The sequence below is a fragment of the Amycolatopsis taiwanensis DSM 45107 genome, from assembly GCF_000519205.1.
GTDB classification, from domain to species: domain Bacteria; phylum Actinomycetota; class Actinomycetes; order Mycobacteriales; family Pseudonocardiaceae; genus Amycolatopsis_E; species Amycolatopsis_E taiwanensis.
Genome location: NZ_JAFB01000003.1, coordinates 137,860 through 154,820, shown reverse-complemented (window position 1 = coordinate 154,820; position 16,961 = coordinate 137,860). Strand labels below are relative to the sequence as shown.

General features: G+C 68.9%; 16 protein-coding genes. 3 read left to right on the top strand and 13 right to left on the bottom strand.

Annotated elements, in window-relative coordinates; all coding sequences use genetic code 11:
- Positions 1-39: 39 nt before the first annotated feature.
- Positions 40-453, top strand: coding sequence for an ester cyclase (locus A3CU_RS42955; protein WP_043840458.1), 414 nt, complete (start codon positions 40-42; stop codon positions 451-453).
- A 41-nt stretch (positions 454-494) separates the two neighbouring features.
- Here A3CU_RS42955 and A3CU_RS0100715 read toward each other — a convergent pair whose 3' ends face one another.
- Positions 495-1,040, bottom strand: a complete 546-nt coding sequence (locus A3CU_RS0100715; protein WP_084143049.1) for a TetR/AcrR family transcriptional regulator — start codon at positions 1,038-1,040, stop codon at positions 495-497.
- A gap of 114 nt (positions 1,041-1,154) precedes the next feature.
- Here A3CU_RS0100715 and A3CU_RS0100710 point away from each other — a divergent pair, with 114 nt between their 5' ends.
- Together A3CU_RS0100710 and A3CU_RS0100705 are read left to right on the top strand one after the other, a co-directional pair.
- Positions 1,155-1,904 carry an SDR family oxidoreductase gene (locus tag A3CU_RS0100710; RefSeq protein WP_027940628.1) on the top strand — a complete coding sequence of 250 codons (750 nt, stop codon included), beginning with the start codon at positions 1,155-1,157 and terminating at the stop codon, positions 1,902-1,904.
- Positions 1,901-2,677, top strand: a complete 777-nt coding sequence (locus A3CU_RS0100705) for an SDR family oxidoreductase (protein ID WP_027940627.1) — start codon at positions 1,901-1,903, stop codon at positions 2,675-2,677. The genes A3CU_RS0100710 and A3CU_RS0100705 overlap by 4 nt, the downstream gene beginning before the upstream one ends.
- A 129-nt stretch (positions 2,678-2,806) precedes the next feature.
- Here the strand turns inward: A3CU_RS0100705 and aspS are convergent, their stop codons facing one another.
- The 12 genes from aspS to fabG all read right to left on the bottom strand — a co-directional run bounded on the left by aspS (position 2,807) and on the right by fabG (position 16,934).
- A complete protein-coding gene (gene aspS / locus A3CU_RS0100700) occupies positions 2,807-4,111 on the bottom strand; it encodes an aspartate--tRNA(Asn) ligase (protein ID WP_027940626.1) in 1,305 nt (434 codons plus the stop codon).
- A gap of 906 nt (positions 4,112-5,017) precedes the next feature.
- Entirely contained in the window at positions 5,018-5,431 is a 414-nt protein-coding gene (locus A3CU_RS0100695) for a hypothetical protein (protein WP_156960182.1), read from the bottom strand.
- An 8-nt stretch (positions 5,432-5,439) separates the two neighbouring features.
- Positions 5,440-6,393 (bottom strand): RHS repeat domain-containing protein, encoded by a 954-nt coding sequence (locus A3CU_RS49580; protein WP_052371350.1) that lies wholly within the window; start codon positions 6,391-6,393, stop codon positions 5,440-5,442.
- A 36-nt stretch (positions 6,394-6,429) separates the two neighbouring features.
- Complete coding sequence (locus tag A3CU_RS42950) at positions 6,430-9,141, bottom strand: DUF6531 domain-containing protein (protein ID WP_425388212.1); 2,712 nt, start codon at positions 9,139-9,141, stop codon at positions 6,430-6,432.
- A gap of 898 nt (positions 9,142-10,039) precedes the next feature.
- On the bottom strand, positions 10,040-10,369 hold the full coding sequence (locus A3CU_RS0100685; RefSeq protein ID WP_027940624.1) for a type VII secretion target: 330 nt from the start codon (positions 10,367-10,369) through the stop codon (positions 10,040-10,042).
- Positions 10,370-10,387: 18 nt separating this feature from the next.
- Positions 10,388-10,981, bottom strand: coding sequence for a YbaB/EbfC family nucleoid-associated protein (locus tag A3CU_RS0100680; protein WP_027940623.1), 594 nt, complete (start codon positions 10,979-10,981; stop codon positions 10,388-10,390).
- Positions 10,982-11,061: 80 nt separating this feature from the next.
- Positions 11,062-12,156 carry an acyl-CoA dehydrogenase family protein gene (locus A3CU_RS0100675; protein WP_027940622.1) on the bottom strand — a complete coding sequence of 365 codons (1,095 nt, stop codon included), beginning with the start codon at positions 12,154-12,156 and terminating at the stop codon, positions 11,062-11,064.
- Positions 12,153-13,343, bottom strand: coding sequence for an acyl-CoA dehydrogenase family protein (locus A3CU_RS0100670; protein WP_027940621.1), 1,191 nt, complete (start codon positions 13,341-13,343; stop codon positions 12,153-12,155). Before A3CU_RS0100670 ends, A3CU_RS0100675 begins: the two co-directional genes overlap by 4 nt.
- Positions 13,340-14,560 (bottom strand): acyl-CoA dehydrogenase family protein, encoded by a 1,221-nt coding sequence (locus A3CU_RS0100665; RefSeq protein WP_027940620.1) that lies wholly within the window; start codon positions 14,558-14,560, stop codon positions 13,340-13,342. The genes A3CU_RS0100670 and A3CU_RS0100665 overlap by 4 nt, the downstream gene beginning before the upstream one ends.
- Before the next feature lie 11 nt (positions 14,561-14,571).
- Complete coding sequence (locus tag A3CU_RS0100660; protein WP_027940619.1) at positions 14,572-15,666, bottom strand: phosphotransferase family protein; 1,095 nt, start codon at positions 15,664-15,666, stop codon at positions 14,572-14,574.
- A gap of 48 nt (positions 15,667-15,714) precedes the next feature.
- A complete protein-coding gene (locus A3CU_RS0100655) occupies positions 15,715-16,167 on the bottom strand; it encodes a MaoC family dehydratase (RefSeq protein WP_027940618.1) in 453 nt (150 codons plus the stop codon).
- Positions 16,168-16,172: 5 nt separating this feature from the next.
- Positions 16,173-16,934: a 3-oxoacyl-ACP reductase FabG gene (gene fabG, locus A3CU_RS0100650; RefSeq protein WP_027940617.1), complete on the bottom strand. Its 762-nt coding sequence runs from the start codon at positions 16,932-16,934 to the stop codon at positions 16,173-16,175.
- Between the last annotated feature and the right edge of the window lie 27 nt (positions 16,935-16,961).

Genomic DNA, 16,961 nt, shown 5'->3' with positions numbered 1-16,961 from the left:
TTCCCCGGTTATGTTCCCGGTCGATAGCGGAGACACCACATGTTAGAACAGACGAAAGCTGCCACGTCGGTCGCCGGTGCGGCCGAGGTCCACCGGCGCGTTGTCGAGTTGTTCAGTGCAGGCAGGCGGGAGGAGGCGCTGGCGCTCATCGATCCGGACGTCGTCGACCACCGCGGAGGCACTTCCGGCGATCACAAGGGGGTGGCTGCCTGGAAACAGAAGTGGGAATACCTGGATGACAGCGTCCGGTCGACGATCGAGCACAACGTTGCTTCCGGTGATTTCTCCGTCAACCGCTACACCGTTCGCGGCACTCACCCGGCGTCCGGGCGGAGTTATGAGGTCACCGGCATCGACATGGTCCGCGTGTGGGAGGGCAAGATCGTCGAACACTGGGCTTTGGTCGACTCGCCCGCGATTGGGCACCAGTTGGGCGTCTGTGAAAACGCCTGACAGCGCTGGTTTCCAGCGGGCGATAGCTTGTGCGGGTGGAGTCAGCCCGCACCGAGCATGCGCAAGGTCAACTCCGCGTAGTCGTGGCCGAGCGCCTTCGGGGTCTTGCCGCTGCGCTCGGTGTACCACCGCGCGACGTCCACACCGAGCGACAGCACCGCCCGCGCGGCCGTGCGGACGTCGCTGACGGTGAAGACGCCCTGCTCGGTACCCTCGGCGATCACGTCCCGGACCGTCTGCTCGATGCGGCGCCGCAGCCCCGCGATCACCTCGTATTCCTTCTCCGGCAAGGCCTTCAGCTCGTACTGGACGACCCGTGCCACGGTGTGCCGCCGCGCATGCCAGGAGACGAAGTCCTCGACGATCTTGCGCATCTTCACCAGCGGGCTCTGGTCCCGCTTGGCCACCGACTCGACCAGGGTCAACGTCTGCTGGTGACCGCTCTCGCTGATCGCGAACAGCAGCGCCGCCTTGGACGGGAAGTGGACGTACAGCGCGGCCGGGCTCATGCCCGCGGCGCTGGCGATGTCTCGGGTCGTGGTGGCGTGGTAGCCCCGTTCGGCGAAGGATTCGACGGCGGCGAGCATCAGCCGCCGGGCGGCGTCGGGCTGGACGTCGGGCCAGAGTTCGGCGGACAGTGTCACAGGAGCGAAGTGTAAGCGGGCGCTCAGCCCGCGGGCGCAACGAAGGAGGAGAAACGGGTGAACTCGCTGAAGGGTCAGGCCGCGATCGTCACCGGGGCGAGCCGGGGCATAGGGCTGAGCATCGCCCGTGAGCTGGTGCGGCGCGGCGCGAAGGTGTGTCTCACCGCTCGCAAACCCGAGCCGCTGGCGGAGGCGGTCGACGAGTTGGGTGGCGGGGACGTGATCGGGGTGGCCGGAAAGGCCGACGACCCCGGCCACCAGCAGGAGGCCGTTGCCCGGACCGTGGAGGCCTTCGGCCGCCTGGACCTGCTCGTCAACAATGCCGGCATCAATCCGGTCTACGGCCCGATCGCCGACGTCGACCCCGGCGCCGCGGCCAAGATCATCGCGGTCAACGTGCTCGCGCCCCTGGCCTGGACCCGGCTCGCCCGCGACGCCTGGATGGGCGAGCACGGCGGCGCGGTGGTCAACGTGGCGTCGGTCGCGGGATTGCGTGCGTCGCCGGGCATCGGCATGTACGGCGTCAGCAAGGCCGCGATGATCCGGCTGACCCAGGAGCTGGCGGCGGAACTGGGCCCGAAGATCAGGGTGAACGCGGTGGCGCCGGCCGTGGTCAAGACGAAGTTCGCCACCGCCCTGTACGAGGGCCGTGAGGAAGAAGTGGCGGCCGGGTACGCGCTCAAGCGGCTCGGCGTGCCCGAGGACGTCGCCGGTGCGGTGGCGTTCCTGCTTTCCGGCGATGCCGCCTGGATCACCGGCCAGACGCTGGTGCTCGACGGGGGCGCGACACTGGGAGGTGGCCTGTGAGCTTCGACGCCTCCGGCGCCGGCGTGGTGATCACCGGCGGCGGGGGCGGGATCGGCGCCGCACTGGCCCGCCGCTTCGCGGCAGCGGGAGCTCGGCTGGTGCTGGCCGATCTCGACGCCGAAGCGGTCACCGCGGTCGCTGAGGAGACCGGTGGGGTGGCGGTCGTGGGGGACGCGGCAGCCGAGCCCGGGGTGCGGCGGCTGATCGCCACCGCCAAGGACGAGTTGGGCGCCATCGACCTGTTTTGCGCCAACGCCGGGGTCGCGCCGTCCGAGGGTGCTGCCGAAGACGCCTGGGAACTGGCGTGGGACGTCAACGTGATGGCGCACGTGCGTGCGGCGAAGCTACTGCTGCCGGACTGGCTCGCCCGCGGGCGGGGCCACTTCCTCGCCACCGTTTCGGCGGCCGGCCTGCTGACCGCGCTGGGCTCGGCGCCCTACTCGGTGACCAAGCACGGGGCGCTCGCCTTCGCGGAGTGGCTCAGCGCCACCTACCGGCACCGGGGGATCACCGTGCAGGCAGTCTGCCCGCAGGGCGTACGCACCCGGATGCTCACCGAGGCCGGTGCCGCCGGGCGCCTGATCATGGACGCCTCCGCGATCGAACCGGAGCAGGTGGCCGACGAGGTGTGGAAAGCCCTGTCGGACGGGCGTTTCCTGGTGCTGCCGCACCCGGAGGTGGCCGGCTACTACGCGGCCAGGGCGGCCGACACCGACCGCTGGCTGGCGGGCATGAACAAACTGCAACGCAAGGTCGACGAGCTTGCCGAGTGAGTGGCGCGGGCGCCAGTTGGGCCCGGACAAAAGGAACGTCCGGGCCCAGCGCCGGGTGCCTCAGCACACCGAACTGTTCCTCGACTCGCTACGTCCGCCTGAACGGTGATCCGGCCGGTGCGGCAGCGATCACGGGTTGAGCCGGTGCAGATCGCGGGGGAACAGTGTGGTCTGGCGAATGTTGGGCACGCCCAGCAGACGGGCCGTCCACCGTTCGAGGCCGATGGCGAACCCGCCGTGGGGTGGCATCCCGTGCGCGAACACGGAGAGATAGTCCTGATAGGACTCCAGAGGCTCGCCACGCGCATCGAGAGCGGTGACATAGTCGCGGTAGCGATGCAACCGTTGCCCGCCGGTCACCAGTTCCAACCCGCGGAACAGCAGATCGAAACCGTTCGAGCAGCCCGGTCTCGCCGGGTCCGGATGGGTGTAGAACGGGCGTTTGGCCATGGGATATCCGGTAACGAACAGAAACTCGGAGCCGTGGGTGCGGGCGGCCCAGGCGGACAACCACCGCTCATGCGCGGGTGCGAGATCGGGTTCCCCACGCGGGTCCGGTTCCGTGTGGCGGGCCAGAAGTTCTCCAGCCTCGGCGAAATCGATCGCGGGAATCTCGGCGGGAACCTCCGGCAGTTCCAATTCGAGCAGATCAACCACGTCACCGGCACGTTCGACGACTGTGGCGATCATGCCCGCGAGCGTCTCGCGCAATACGGTCATGACATCTCGGTAGTCGGTGATGAAGCCGAGTTCCGCATCCAAGCTGGTGTACTGCGCCAGGTGACGGGCGGTGTCGTGTGGTTCGGCGCGAAACACCGGCCCCACCTCGTAAACCCGCTCGAACACGCCGACCAGGGCCTGCTTGAAGAACTGTGGCGACTGGGCCAGATACGCGCGCTGACCGAAATAGTCGATGCCGAAGACGCCTGCGCCGGATTCGGTGGCCGATCCCACGATCTTGGGGGTGTGGATTTCGGTGAAGCCGAGCCTGTCCAGGGTGCGACGAAAACCGGCGACGGAAGCCGCCGCGACTTCGAACGGCGCCCGTAGCCGGGGATGCCGGAGCGCGACACCGGCGTTGTCGAGAATGGTCGGCAGCGTGGCGGTGACATGCGGTTTGTAGAGCCCGAACGGTGTTGGCTCCGCCCGGTCGGACAGCGGGGTGAACGTCGGCCCGGTGATCTCGACGCCGCCCGGGGCCTGGGCGTTGGCGGTCACGAGGCCGTGGACTTCGACGACGGTTTCCTCGCTCATGTTCTCCGTGGTCGTTCCGGACGCTGGGCCGGTCACCACGACCTGGGCCAGCCCGGAACGGTCCCGGATGACGACGAAACCGATGGATTTCAGCTGACGCCGGCGGTGGACCCAGCCGGCGATTCTCACCTGACTGCCGACATGCTTGGGCAGGTCGGCAGCCAGAACACGAGAGATCATCACACTCCTCGATGGATATGCGCGATCCCTTGGGAGTGCGGGCGAGAAGGGGAACTCGCGGTGCCACCGCACTTTCACCGCCGCCGGGCGGTCCGGCGGCAGCCTCGTTGAACGGTCCGATGACGGGGGCCGGCCGGCGGGGCATTGGGCGGACCAGCCGCCGTTCCTCCCCGCACTCGGGAGGGTCTTCACCGTAGGGCGTGAGGCCGCCTTCTCAGCTGCCGGCGGCTCTCTCCGGCTCGCGCGATCCTCGGCTACTCGTCTCCGTCAACGCGTTGTCCAGCAGCATAGCGACCCGGCACCGCCACGCAAGCGAGTTTGCAACAGGCGCCGGGGCCTGTATCGAAGTCGGTTGGGCTGGCCTGATCTTGACGTCCTTGCCTGAACCCCGGAACTCGCCACAAACCCAGAACTCATCCACCTAAACCCAGAACTCACCCTCCTAAACCCAGAACTCACCCTCCCGAACCGGGGACACGCCAGCACCTGCCGTGTCCCCGGTCCAGGCACGCGAGTTCCCGGTTCGGGCACGCGAGTTCCCGGTTCGGGCACGCGAGTTCTCGGTTCAGCCGGGCGTGTCCCCGGTTCAGGCACTTGAGTTCCGGCTTGGGAACAACAGGTACCGAAGGCAGGGTTACCCCGGCAACGTTGCGAGACATGCCGCCAGGACCGTCACACCCCCCGACGGCGCGACGGACTCGTGTCCTGAACCGGGGACACGCGCTCCTGAGCAGGAACACAGCGGTCTGGAGCGGGGACACGGCGGTCTGGAGCGGGAACTCGGCGGTCTGGAGCGGGGACTCGGCGCCGTCGCCACCCGCCACGACACACTTGCCACACGCTGCGAAGCCACCAGCCACCTCGCTGGGATCAAGCAAACGACTCTGATCGACGTTCATACCGGCGCTAGGTCACCGAGTCGGTGCCGTGGCTCTCGTAGGCCGACCGGATTCCCGCGGCGAGTTCGAGCGCGTTCTCCTTGAAGGCGCCGACCTGGATGTTGTACTCCTCCTCGGACGGTGTCAGGTGCGTGGAGACGACGAGCGCCGTGTACACGAGATGCGCCTGCGCCAAGGGAACGCGGACTCGGGAGGCCTCGCGTGATTCGCGGGCGTCATGGGCTCGTTGCGCGGCCGATATGTCCTCGGTGAGCCGGTCTTCGAACGCGCGCACGGCCGCTGGCTCGGCGCCGAGTAGGAGCTCCACTGTGGAGGGATTGGCGGCCACAGTGGACATCACGAAGGACAGGGCCGAGCCGACCAGCCTCGCCTGACCGAGCACGAACTGCAGCGAGGGAACTTCGGCCTGGACCACTCTCACGTGCGAGATCATCCTTCCCGGTACCTGCCTTGCTGGACCTTCCGTGCCCATTCCTCCGGGCTCATCCGGTAACCGTGGACCATCCGGTCGTTCTCGATGATGATCACCTGTTTTTCGTTGTCGTAGTGGACCCGGACCCCGGGCTTCTGCCCGGCGTGGTCGAACTCGACGTATTGGCCGCGGCCCTCCATCTGCTTGAAGTAGTCCGCCATCTTGTACGGGTCCCGCCCGATCCCGGGTAAGTTGTGGCTGGCCACGTGCGCGGCTTCGTTGCTGCCGGGGTCCATCCGCTCGAAATTGTATTTCACCCCGTTCGCGACCTTCTCGCCGTGCGTCCAGTCCAGCTCCTCGACGACCTCGGGGCCCTTTTCCTTCCACTTGTCGAGGCACATTTCGGCGAGCCCGGCCGGGTCCATCGCGATGACGGGGTTGTGCACGTAGGCATGCGGGTCCGGACCGGGCGCGGCGCCGAGCGGGTCCGGACTGGCGTAGCGCCCGGTGTCCGGGTCGTAGAACCGGTTGAGGTTGTAGTGCAGCCCCGTTTCGGCGTCGAAATACTGTCCAGGCGCCCGCAGCGGAGTGTTCGCCGTGGCGGTCAGCTCGGCGAGCGCCCGGCCCCATACGCTGTGCTGCGCCCGCCAGGCGAGCTCGCCGGAAGAGTCGACGAGCTCCCTCGGTGTGCCGACGAGATCGGTGACGATCGCGTAGAACTGCGCGTCGACCCAGTCCTGGTCACCTTCAGCGGCTCGCACCCGTTCGGTCTGGGTGAGTGGCTGGAGCCCGGCGGCCGTCCAGGTCTTCGCCCGGCCCGACGACTCGATCTGCTCGGCGAGCTGCGCGCCGTCCCACACGAAGTCGATCGTGGCCACCACGTTGCCCTCGGGGGCGAGTCGCTCCTTGGCGATGCGCCGGCCCAGCGGGTCGTACCGGTACCGCCAGCGGGTCCCGTCCGGCGTGACCACACCGACCAGCCGGTTCTCCGGGCTCCAGGCGTAGCGTTAGATATCCGGCTTTGCGGACAGCCGCTTGCGCCGCCGCATCACCACCCGGCCACGCTCGTCGTAGTCGTAGGTCACGTTGCCCGCACGCCGAACCAGCGACCCCTGGTACTCCCGCACGCCCTGCACCTCGGTGTCCGCTCCCGGCCACACCGCCGCGGTGATCGCGCCCCTTGCATCGTAGGCGTAGCGCTCCACCCCGGCCGGCCCACGCGACTCGGTGATCCGGCCCAGCGCGTCCAGGCTGAGCAACTGGTTTCCGCCGAGCCGGTCCTCGATCGCCGTGACGTGGCCGTCCGGGCGGTAGCGGTAGCGGCGGTCCTGGACGATCCGTCGCCGCCAGCCGGTGCCCGCGCCGGCCACCCGGGACAGGGTCTGCGAGACCAGTCGCCCGTTGAGGTCCCACGCCTGCGCGAGAATGACGCCGCTGTCCAGGAGCCGCTCGGTTTCGTTGCCCGTGGGGTCATAGCCGAAGGTGATCGTCCGGCCGGCCGTGTGCAGCGACACCGGCCGCGGCGACGCGTCGTAGGTCCAGGCCGTCTCGGCGCCGGTCGGCGTGCGCCGTGCGATCCGCCGGCCCAGCAGGTCGTAGCGCGAATGGATGGTGCGCCCGTTGACCGTTTCGGCGAGCACCCGCCCGGCGGCGTCGAACTCGTAGGTCAGCTCCGCGTCCGGGTTGGCCGCGCGGACGAGCCGGCCCATCGGGTCGTAGGCGAACTCGGCGACCTCGTCGCCGGAGCTTCGCCGCACCAGGTTGCCCACCGCGTCGTACTCGAAGCGGCTCACGGCTCCTGCGCTGTCTCGGCGTTCCACCGGCCGACCGGCCGCGTCGTAGACGTACTCCACGGTCCGGCCGTTGACGTCCTGCTCGCGGACGAGCCTGCCCGCGGCGTCGTAGTCGTAGGTCCAGGACTGCCCGCGCGAATCGACGACGGACACCGGCCGCAGCTCGGTGTCGTAGACGATCTCGGTGCGTGAGCCGTCCGGCCGGATCTCGGCCCGGGGCAGGTCGAAGTGAGTGGTCTCGACCACTGTCACGTTGCCGAGCGCATCCACGTGGCGGACCTCGTTGCCCTCGGGATCGTAAACCGCTCGCTCGGTCGAGCCGTCCGGGTTCGTCCGGCGCGCCAGCTTGCCTTCGACCGTCCACTCGAGACGGCTCGTCGCGCCGGCCGCGGTTGTCACCACAGACGTCCTGCCGAACAGGTCGCGCAGGTAGGTCGTGGCCGCACCGGAAGGCTCGACGACCCGCACCGGCAGTCCCGCCGCGTTCGGGGTGATCCGGGTCGTGTTCCCGGCCGCGTCGGTCTGCGCCACCAGCGCGCCCCGCTCGTCGCGGACGAACCGGGTGACGGCGCCGAGCGGATCGGTGACCGACACCAGATTGCCGCGGTCGTCGTATTCGTTGCGCCGGATGACGCCGCCCGGCTCGGTGATGACGATGGGCAACTGCAGTTCGTTGTATCGGGCGGTGATTCGGGTACCGTCCGCCTTCACCAGCTCGGTGATGTTGCCGAAATCGTCATAGCCGATCCGCACGGTCTGGCCGAGTGCGTCCGTGCGTTGCACGATCCGATGGAACTCGTTCCATTCCTGGCGCACGACGTTGCCGAGCGGATCCGTTTCGCGGACGAGGTCGCCGGCGGAGTCGAACTCGTAGGTCGTGGTGTGGCCCAGCGAGTTCGTGTATCGCGTGATGAAGCGATCCTCCTCGTAGGCGAACGTTCCGGCGAGACAGCCGCCCGAGCCGGTCGTGCGCACCACGCGCCCGGCGGAGTCGTAGTCGTAGGCGTACCACTCGCCGTTGCGGTCTTCCCACCGGACGATCCGGCCCGCCGGGTCGTAGTCGAGCCGGGTCGCCCGGCCCGAGGAGTTCACCACCCCGATCAGGCGCCCGGCGTCGTCGTAGGAGTAGCTCTTGATCAGGACATCTGGACCATCCGGGTTCACCAGCACCAGCGCGGAGACCAGACCCTCGCTCATGGTCACCCGGACCTGGTAACCGCCGCTGTGCCGGAGACCGATCAGCTCGCCGGAGTCGTAGTCGAAGTCGATCCGGTTGCCATTGCGGTCCGTCGTCGCGCTGATCGGCAGCACCGGCCCGTCCCCGGCGAAATGAAGGCGTATTCCTTCCTGCGGTCGCGTGATGGTGTATCCGCCGGCCGGCGTTCTCTCCAGTGGCCACCGCGCACCGGAGATCGGCATCACCGAGACGTCCGGAGCCGGCGGGAGCGGGTAGGTCAGGATGACACCGTCGGGCGCTGCGTAGTAGACACGCTCCCCAGTGACCTCCACGCGTTGGTCCAAAGTAGACGCCCACGACCGGCCGAACAACCGGCCCGAACGGTAGGACGAGGTGTGCCCGCGGGTCAGCACCAGGGGGAGCGTTCCCGGTAGCTCGAGATCGGTCTGCACGGTGAACATCTCGCCGGTGGCCGGATCCACCGGATCGCCACATTCCGATTTGGCCGCCGGGTCACGACCCGCCTGGTGCGGATCGTCCGCCTGGTCACGCAGCGGTTTTCCTTCGCTATCCGGCGTAGAAGATCCGGGCCGGCCGTCGACGGTGTCGGTTGGTGTGGAGGTGTCATGGGCGGGGGAGGTCGAGGGGTCGCCGTTGTGCGTGGTCGGGGTGTCGTGGGCGGAGGAGGCGTGGGTGTTTTCGCCGGGGAGGTGGGGTTCTTCGCCGCCGTGGCCGTGGAGGGTGTTCATGACTTTTTTGATGGCGGCGAAGATTTCTTCGAGTTTGCTCATCATCGGGCGGAGTTTTTCGACCGAGTTGATGAGTTTTTTGATGGTGGCGCCGATCTTTTCCATCCAGGCGGAGACTTGTTCGACGACTTGGGCGACGACGACGGGGGTGCCGAGGCCGAGGGAGAAGACTTCTTCGAGGGCGTCTTGGATGAAGTCGCCGATGGCTTGGGTGACCATGTCGCGGACGAGGCCGCGGACGGCGCCGGTGATNACGCCGACGATCTCCACGACTGTGGAGATGGTTTCGGCGCAGGTGGAGGCGGCGTTGATGTGGTTGATTTTGTTCTTGAGGTTGGCGCGGTAGGTGTCGGCGGCCGGGCCGGTCCAGTTGGCGGTGTCCTTTTCGACGGTGGCGGCGAGGTCTTTGCCCGCGCTCTGGACCGCTTGGGCGACGTTTTTCCAGGTTTGGGAGTAGGCGGCGATCTGGTCGGCGTCCCCGGCGAGGTGGTCGAGGGCGTCTTTCAACGGTTTGACGTGTTCGATGAGCCAGTTCAGGCCGTAGGAGATCAGCGTGCCGACCGGGTTCATCGCCATGGTCAACAGGTCCATACCGGCGCCGATGGCCGAGATCCCGCCCTCGATCCAAGACCCGGACTGCACCCCGTCATACACCCCGGCGGCGTCGTCGAGAATGTTGATGCCCGAATGCCAGGTGGTCGAGTCCTGCTTCTGTGCAACCAACGGATTGCTCATGCTCGCTCCTTCGCGAGTCCGCGCGCGATCGCGATCGTGTCGATGGGGCGCTGCATAGAGAATCGCGTCAGGTCTGCGAGAAGGGCGCCCCGCCGCCCCAATAGCGAGACAGAGGCGCGAGCCCCGTGGTCACCTTGATGGCCGCGGGTTGACTCAAGAGGCGTCATGCCAGGGCGTCGCCGAACGACTTCAACGTCTTCGCGTGCGCCTGCTCAGCCTGCTCGTAGCTGGATGCGGCCTTGGTCACTGCGTCCGAGACCGAGTTGATCGCCTGCTCTGCCAGACCGAGAGTCACCAGGCCCGGCGCGCTCACCGCCAACACCATCGGCACGAACAGCGGCCCACAGATCAACCCGTAAGCCTCCACCCCCATTGTGACCTGCTTCGCCGCCGACATGGCCTGCCCCAACTGGGACCCGACCTGCTGCACCGCCTTCGCGTGCGTCGCCAACTCGTCGGGACGAACCCCGTAACCACCACCGGCGCTGGTCATGACGACCCCCTCCTCGCGTTACTTACGGACCAGGAACGACTGGTCACCCCAGTCGTCATCGTCATCGTCCTGCTGAGGCCGCGCCGGCCGGGAAGACGCCGCCGGCGGCGCGGGTTGCGGCGGGCGAGCGGGCCGCGCCGGTGGCGGAGCCGGGGCTTCTTCCGCCTCCTCCAGTTCGCCGATCCGCCGCACCTCGCCCGAGGCGGCCTGCTCCGGCGCCTCGTCGGGGTCCTCCGGCTCGGGGAACTTCGCGCGGTAGTTGCCCACGATCGTCTCGACCGTCTGCTGGTCCTCGCCGATCGTGGCGGCCATGATTTCGCCCAGTTGCTCGGGCAACCGCGATTGGGCCCGCCGCAGGGTCAGCAACACCGCCGAGGAGACCTGTGCCCCGGACATTTCGCGGACCCGATCAGAAAGCTTCAGGTCGGTCACGTTCCCCGCCGAATCCACGGTCACCGAGACCAGCCCGTCCTTCGACGACTCGGTCACCGAGACCCCGCCGACCGCGCTCTGCATCGACCGGTACCGCTCGGCCTTCGCGCGCGCCTCGGCCATCCAGCGGTCCACGCGAGCGGTCGGGTCATCACCGTTGCCGGGCGTCGGTTCGGTCATCGTTCGCCGTCCTCACGTGTCTCTTCCAGACCACTTCGAGGAATGAGACGTTACCGCGAGGCGCTCCGGTTCCCCAAGATTCAGGGCGCCAGATCGATCAGCGTGGCCAGGTGGGCGCGGTGCCGCCCGGGGGTGCCGAGCGCGAGCTCGCCGGACTTGGCCCGCTTCAGGTAGAGATGCGCGGGATGCTCCCAGGTCATGCCGATCCCGCCGTGCAGCTGGATCGCCTCCTCGGCCGCGTGCACGGCGACCGAGGCGCACGACGACTGCGCCACCGCCACCGCGATCTGGACGTCGGGGTCGCCGGTGGCCAGGGTGTCGGCCGCGTAGCGCGCCGCCGCACGGGCTCCCACCAATTCCAGGTACACGTCGGCGAGGCGGTGCTTGAGTGCCTGGAAGGAACCGACCGGCCGCCCGAACTGGTAGCGCTGCCTGACGTAGGAGACGGTCTCGTCCAGGCACCACTGCGCCACGCCGAGTTGCTCCGAAGCGAGCATGCCCGCGCCGAAGGTCAGCGCTCCCTCCAGTGCGGCGGGCGCGCGGTCCGGCCCGGCGACCAGGCGCGCGGGCACGTCGTCGAGCACGACGTCGGCGAGCCTGCGGGTCAGATCCAGCGGAGTGACCTCGGTGACCACCGCGGCCTCGCCGTCCACTGTGTACAGTTCAAGACCGTTCGGTCCCGATGCGGGAACCACCAGAACGTCCGCGACCGCTGCGTCGGCGACGGTGCTGATCCGTCCATTGAGGACACCGTCGTTGGCGCGCACCGAAGACGCGAACGCCGTGCCGGGTGACGTGGTCAGCGGCACCGCCAGCGCGCCGATCAGCTCACCGGCGGCGAGCCGGGGGAGCAGTTCCGCCTCGCCCGCCCCGAGCAACGCCGAGGTGGCCAGCACCGCGCTGCCGAGAAACGGCACGGGGACCACGGCACGCCCCAGTTCCTCCATCACCACGGCGACCTCGCGGGCCGAGGCCCCTTGCCCGCCGAGCCGCTCGGGCACCGCCAGCCCGGCCGCACCCAGCTCGCCCACCAGGGTGCGCCACAGCTTCAGGTCGTAGGGTTCGTCGCTTTCCGTGCGGGCCAGCACCGCCGCCGCGGGCGCCTGGTCGGCGAAGAGGTCACGAACACTGGCCCGCAGGTCCTCCTCGACCTCGGAGTACAGCAGATCGCTCATCTTGGGAGGTCCTTCCAGGCAATGTCCTTGTCCACCCGTGGTTCCGAGGGCAGCCCGAGCACCCGCTCGGCGATGATGTTCCGCAGCACCTCGGACGTGCCCCCCTCGATCGAGTTGCCCCTCGCCCGCAGGTACCGGTATCCGGGCCCGCGGCCGATCATGTCGACCTTTTCCGGGCGGCGCATGGTCCAATCGTCGTAACGCAACCCGCCCTCACCGGCCAGTTCGACCTCCAGCCCGGACAGCGCCTGCTGCAACCGTGCGAACGCCAGCTTCATCACCGAGCCCTCCGGGCCGGGCTGCCCCACCGCGAGCTGCTGGCGCAGGCGCGTCGCGGCCAAGCGCATGGCCTCGGCCTCCACCCACTGCTGCAGCAGCCGTTCGTGCAGGTCCGGCGTGCGCAGTTCGGGATGGTCGCGCCAGGTCTTCGCGACGATCCCGAGCAGCCCGCCCTCGCGGGGCATCGCGTTGCCGCCGATGGCGACGCGCTCGTTCATCAGCGTCGTCCGCGCGACCTGCCAGCCGTCCCCGACCTCGCCGAGCCGGTAGGCGTCGGGTATCCGCGCCTGGTTGAGGAACACCTCGTTGAACTCCGCCTCGCCGGTGAGCTGCCGCAACGGGCGCACCTCGACACCGGGATCGGTCAGGTCGCAGATGAAGTAGGTCATGCCCCGGTGTTTGGGGACGTCCGGATCGGTGCGGGTGACGAGGATGCCGAACCGCGCGATGTGCGCGACCGAGGTCCACACCTTTTGCCCGGTCACCACCCAGCTGTCACCGTCACGCACCGCCCGCGTGCCCAGCGCCGCCAGATCGGATCCGGCACCCGGCTCACTGAACAGCTGACACCACACCTCCTCGCCGGTCCACAGTGGACGCAGAAAGCGCTTTCGCTGTTCCGGCGTCCCGAACCGCAGGATGGTGGGCGCGGCCATGCCGAGCCCGATGCCGATCCGGCGCGGGTTGTTGTCCGGTGCGCCGGCCGCGGCGAGGGCCGCGTTCACCACGGACTGAAGCTCGCGCGGCGCGTCGAGCCCGCCGAGCCCGACCGGATAGTGCACCCAGGCCAGACCCGCGTCGAACTGGGCGCGCAGGAACTCCAGCCGGTCGGTGGCCGCCGGATCGTGGGCGGCCAGCAGCGCGGCGACCCGTTCGCGCAGATCTTGTTCGCTGAGGGTGTCGTTCATCGGGCCTCCGTCCGGTACTTCTTCAGCTCGCGGCGGGCCAGCGAGCGCTTGTGCACCTCGTCCGGACCATCGGCGAACCGGAGCGTGCGCGCCTTCGCCCACAGCTGCGCCAGCGGGAAGTCCTGGGACAGCCCGCCCGCGCCGTGCGCCTGGATCGCCTTGTCCAGGATCCACTCGACCGCGGCCGGGGTGGCGATCTTGATCGCCTGGATCTCGGTGTGTGCGCCCTTGTTCCCGACGGTGTCCATGAGCCAGGCCGTCTTGAGCACCAGCAGCCGGAGCTGTTCGACACGCACCCGCGACTCGGCGATCCAGTCCTGCACCACGCCCTGCTCGGCGATCGGCGTGCCGAAGGTGCTGCGGCCCAGCGTCCGGCGGCACATCAACTCGATCGCCCGCTCGGCCGTGCCGATCAACCGCATGCAGTGGTGGATCCGGCCCGGGCCCAGCCGCGCCTGTGCGATCGCGAACCCGGCGCCCTCCTCGGCCAGCAGGTTCTCCGCGGGCACCCGCACGTCGTGGAAGATCACTTCCGCGTGGCCGCCGTGGAAGCCGTCGTCGTAGCCGAACACCCGCATGCCCCGCTTGATCTCGAGGCCGGGCGTGTCGCGGGGTACCAGGATCATGCTCTGCTGGCGGTGCGGCTCGGCGTCCGGGTCGGTCTTGCCCATCACGATGAAGATCCGGCAGTCCGGGTTCATCGCGCCGGTGATGAACCACTTCCGGCCGTTGATCACGTATGAGTCGCCGTCGCGGCGGATGCTGGTGGCGATGTTGCGTGCGTCGGAAGAGGCGACGTCGGGCTCGGTCATGGCGAACGCCGAGCGGATCTCCCCGTCCAGCAACGGTTTCAGCCACTGCTTGCGCTGGTTCTCGGTGCCGAACATCGCGAGCACTTCCATGTTGCCGGTGTCCGGTGCCGCGCAGTTCAGCGCGACCGGCGCGAGATGGGGGCTGCGGCCGGTGATCTCCGCCAGCGGCGCGTACTGGAGGTTGGTCAGCCCGGCGCCGTCGGCGCCCGGAAGGAAGAAGTTCCACAGGCCGCGCTTGCGCGCTTCGGCTTTGAGCTCCTCGACCACCGGCACGCTCGTCCACGGGTTCTGTCGCTCGGCGAGCTGTTCTTCGAAGACCGGTTCGGCCGGGTAGACGTGCTCGTCCATGAAATCCAGCAGCTGCCCGCGCAGCTCCTCGGTGCGAGCGTCGAAAGCGAAGTCCATAACCGTCTCCGTTAGAGGTTGTTGAGGGTCTGGTTGCCCAACCGCACGATCGGGACGACGGCGGCGCCGATTCTTTCGAAACCGGCGCCGACGGTCTGGCCCTGGCTGAACCGGTAGTAGATGCCTTCGAGGATGACCGCCATCTTGAAGAACGCGAACCCGACGTACCAGGCCAGCGCCGACACGTCGCGCCCGGAGACGCGGGCATAGCGGTCGATCACTTCGTCCGTGCCGGGGTACCCGGGCGCCGAGCTGACCTTCGGCAAGACGCCGGTGTCGATCCGTTCGCGCTCGGCGTAGGCGATGAGCAGCGCGAGGTCGGTGAGCGGGTCGCCGAGCGTGGACATCTCCCAGTCCAGCACCGCCATGATCTCGACTTCACTTTTGGCCGGCTTCGCGCCGGCGCGCTCGGTGGTTGCGCCATCCGCCGCCGCTTGGTCTGGTGAAGCGGCGGCCTGTACCAACACGTTGTCCAAGCGGTAGTCGCCGTGCACGATCGTCGCCTCGGCCGAGACGGGCAGGGCCGCCGCCAGCCGCTCGTGCAACCGCTCGATGCCCGGCAGGTCACGGCTGCGGGAGGCGTCCAGCTGCTTCTTCCACCGGCGCAGCTGCCGCTCCAGAAACCCTTGCGGGCGCCCGAAATCGGCCAGGCCGACCGAGCCGGGGTCCACCGCGTGCAGTTCGACCAGGGTGTCGACGAGTGCTTCGGCGATCGCTCTCGTCCGCGCCGGACCCAGCTCGGCGAGCTCGGTTTCGGAGCGGTAGGGCGTGCCCGGCACGTGCTCCATCACGTAGAACGGACCGCCGAGCACGTCCGGGTCCTGGCACAGCAGGATGGTCTTCGGCACCGGGACCGCGGTCGGGCCCAGCGCGCTGATCACCCGGTACTCGCGGGCCATGTCGTGCGCGGTGGGCAGGACGTGCCCCAGCGGCGGGCGGCGCACGACCCACCGCGAGTGCGGGTCCCGCACCAGATAGGTCAGGTTCGACCGGCCACCCGCCACCACCTCGGCGGCCAGCGGGCCCGCGACCAGGCCGGGCACGTGCTCGTCCAGGTAGGCGCGCAGCCGCGCCGTGTCCAACCCGGGCGGATCCGCGGAACTCACATGGGCCTCCTGATCATTGCGGGACACCCGAAGCCGGGATGGGAGGCCTCAGACGAGCAGGCGGCCGACGAACTCCGCCACGCAGGCCGGCTTCGCCGTTCCGTCGATCTCGATCGTCCAGCGCACCACGCTCTGCTTGCCGCCCGGCACGTCGGTCACTTCCAGCAGTTGGGCGCCACCGCGGATCTTCGCGCCGACCTTCACCGGCTGCGGGAAGCGCACCTTGTTGAGGCCGTAGTTGATGCCCATGGACAGCCCTTCGACCCGGTAGGTCTCCATACCGAGCGCCGGGATCAGCGACAGGGTCAGGAAGCCGTGGGCGATCGGCCCGCCGAAGGGACCCTGCTCGGCCTTCGCCACGTCCACGTGGATCCATTGGTGGTCGTTGGTGGCGTCGGCGAAGAGGTTCACCTGGTCCTGGGTGACCGTGTGCCAGTCGCTGTAGCCGAGGTGTTCCCCCACCGCGGCGGCGAAGGCGTCCAGACTTGGGAAAACGCGCATGGTGGTCAGTCCTTCGGTCCGCCGGCGACGTAGATGACCTGGCCGGAGACGAACCCGGCGCCCTCGCTCACCAGGAACGACACCACGTGTGCGATGTCGTCGGGCTGCCCTACGCGCCGCACCGGGATCTCCTTGGCGGCGGCGGCCTGGAAGTCCTCGAAGGACAGGCCGATCCGTTCGGCCGTGGCCGCGGTCATGTCGGTGGCGATGAAGCCCGGCGCGATCGCGTTGGCGGTCACCCCGAACTTGCCCAGCTCGATCGCCAGGGTCTTGGTGAAGCCCTGCAGGCCGGCCTTCGCGGTGGAGTAGTTGACCTGGCCGCGGTTGCCGAGGGCGGAGACGCTGGAGAGGTTGACGATGCGGCCCCAGCCCTGCTCGGTCATGTGCTTCTGGGCCGCGCGGGTCATCACGAAGGAGCCGCGCAGGTGCACCCCCAGCACCGCGTCCCAGTCCTGGTCGGACATCTTGAACAACAGGTTGTCCCGGGTGATGCCGGCGTTGTTGACCAGCACGGTGGGCGGGCCCAGTTCGCCGGCCACCCGGGCCACCGCGGCTTCGGCCTGTTCGGTGCTGCTGACGTCCACGCCGACCCCGATGGCCTTGCCTCCGCCGGCGACGATGGCCTCCGCGCCCTGTTTGACGGCCGCCTCGTCCAGGTCGAGCAGGCCGATGGCGAACCCGTCGCCGGCGAGCCGGCGGGCGATCGCGGCGCCGATGCCCCGGCCGGCACCGGTGACGATCGCTACGCGGGAGTGGGAGTCGGTCACGTGCTTCCTCCTCGGCGATGAGTGCGC

Coding starts and splice junctions, on each gene's coding strand:
- aspS (WP_027940626.1), bottom strand. CDS start 4,111: ATGATCTCTCGTGTTCTGGCTGCCGACCTGCCCAAGCATGTCGGCAGT.
- A3CU_RS0100665 (WP_027940620.1), bottom strand. CDS start 14,560: ATGGACTTCGCTTTCGACGCTCGCACCGAGGAGCTGCGCGGGCAGCTG.
- A3CU_RS0100680 (WP_027940623.1), bottom strand. CDS start 10,981: ATGACCGAACCGACGCCCGGCAACGGTGATGACCCGACCGCTCGCGTG.
- A3CU_RS42955 (WP_043840458.1), top strand. CDS start 40: ATGTTAGAACAGACGAAAGCTGCCACGTCGGTCGCCGGTGCGGCCGAG.
- A3CU_RS0100685 (WP_027940624.1), bottom strand. CDS start 10,369: ATGACCAGCGCCGGTGGTGGTTACGGGGTTCGTCCCGACGAGTTGGCG.
- A3CU_RS0100655 (WP_027940618.1), bottom strand. CDS start 16,167: ATGCGCGTTTTCCCAAGTCTGGACGCCTTCGCCGCCGCGGTGGGGGAA.
- A3CU_RS0100670 (WP_027940621.1), bottom strand. CDS start 13,343: ATGAACGACACCCTCAGCGAACAAGATCTGCGCGAACGGGTCGCCGCG.
- A3CU_RS0100715 (WP_084143049.1), bottom strand. CDS start 1,040: ATGCTCGCCGCCGTCGAATCCTTCGCCGAACGGGGCTACCACGCCACC.
- A3CU_RS0100675 (WP_027940622.1), bottom strand. CDS start 12,156: ATGAGCGATCTGCTGTACTCCGAGGTCGAGGAGGACCTGCGGGCCAGT.
- A3CU_RS42950 (WP_425388212.1), bottom strand. CDS start 9,141: ATGAACACCCTCCACGGCCACGGCGGCGAAGAACCCCACCTCCCCGGC.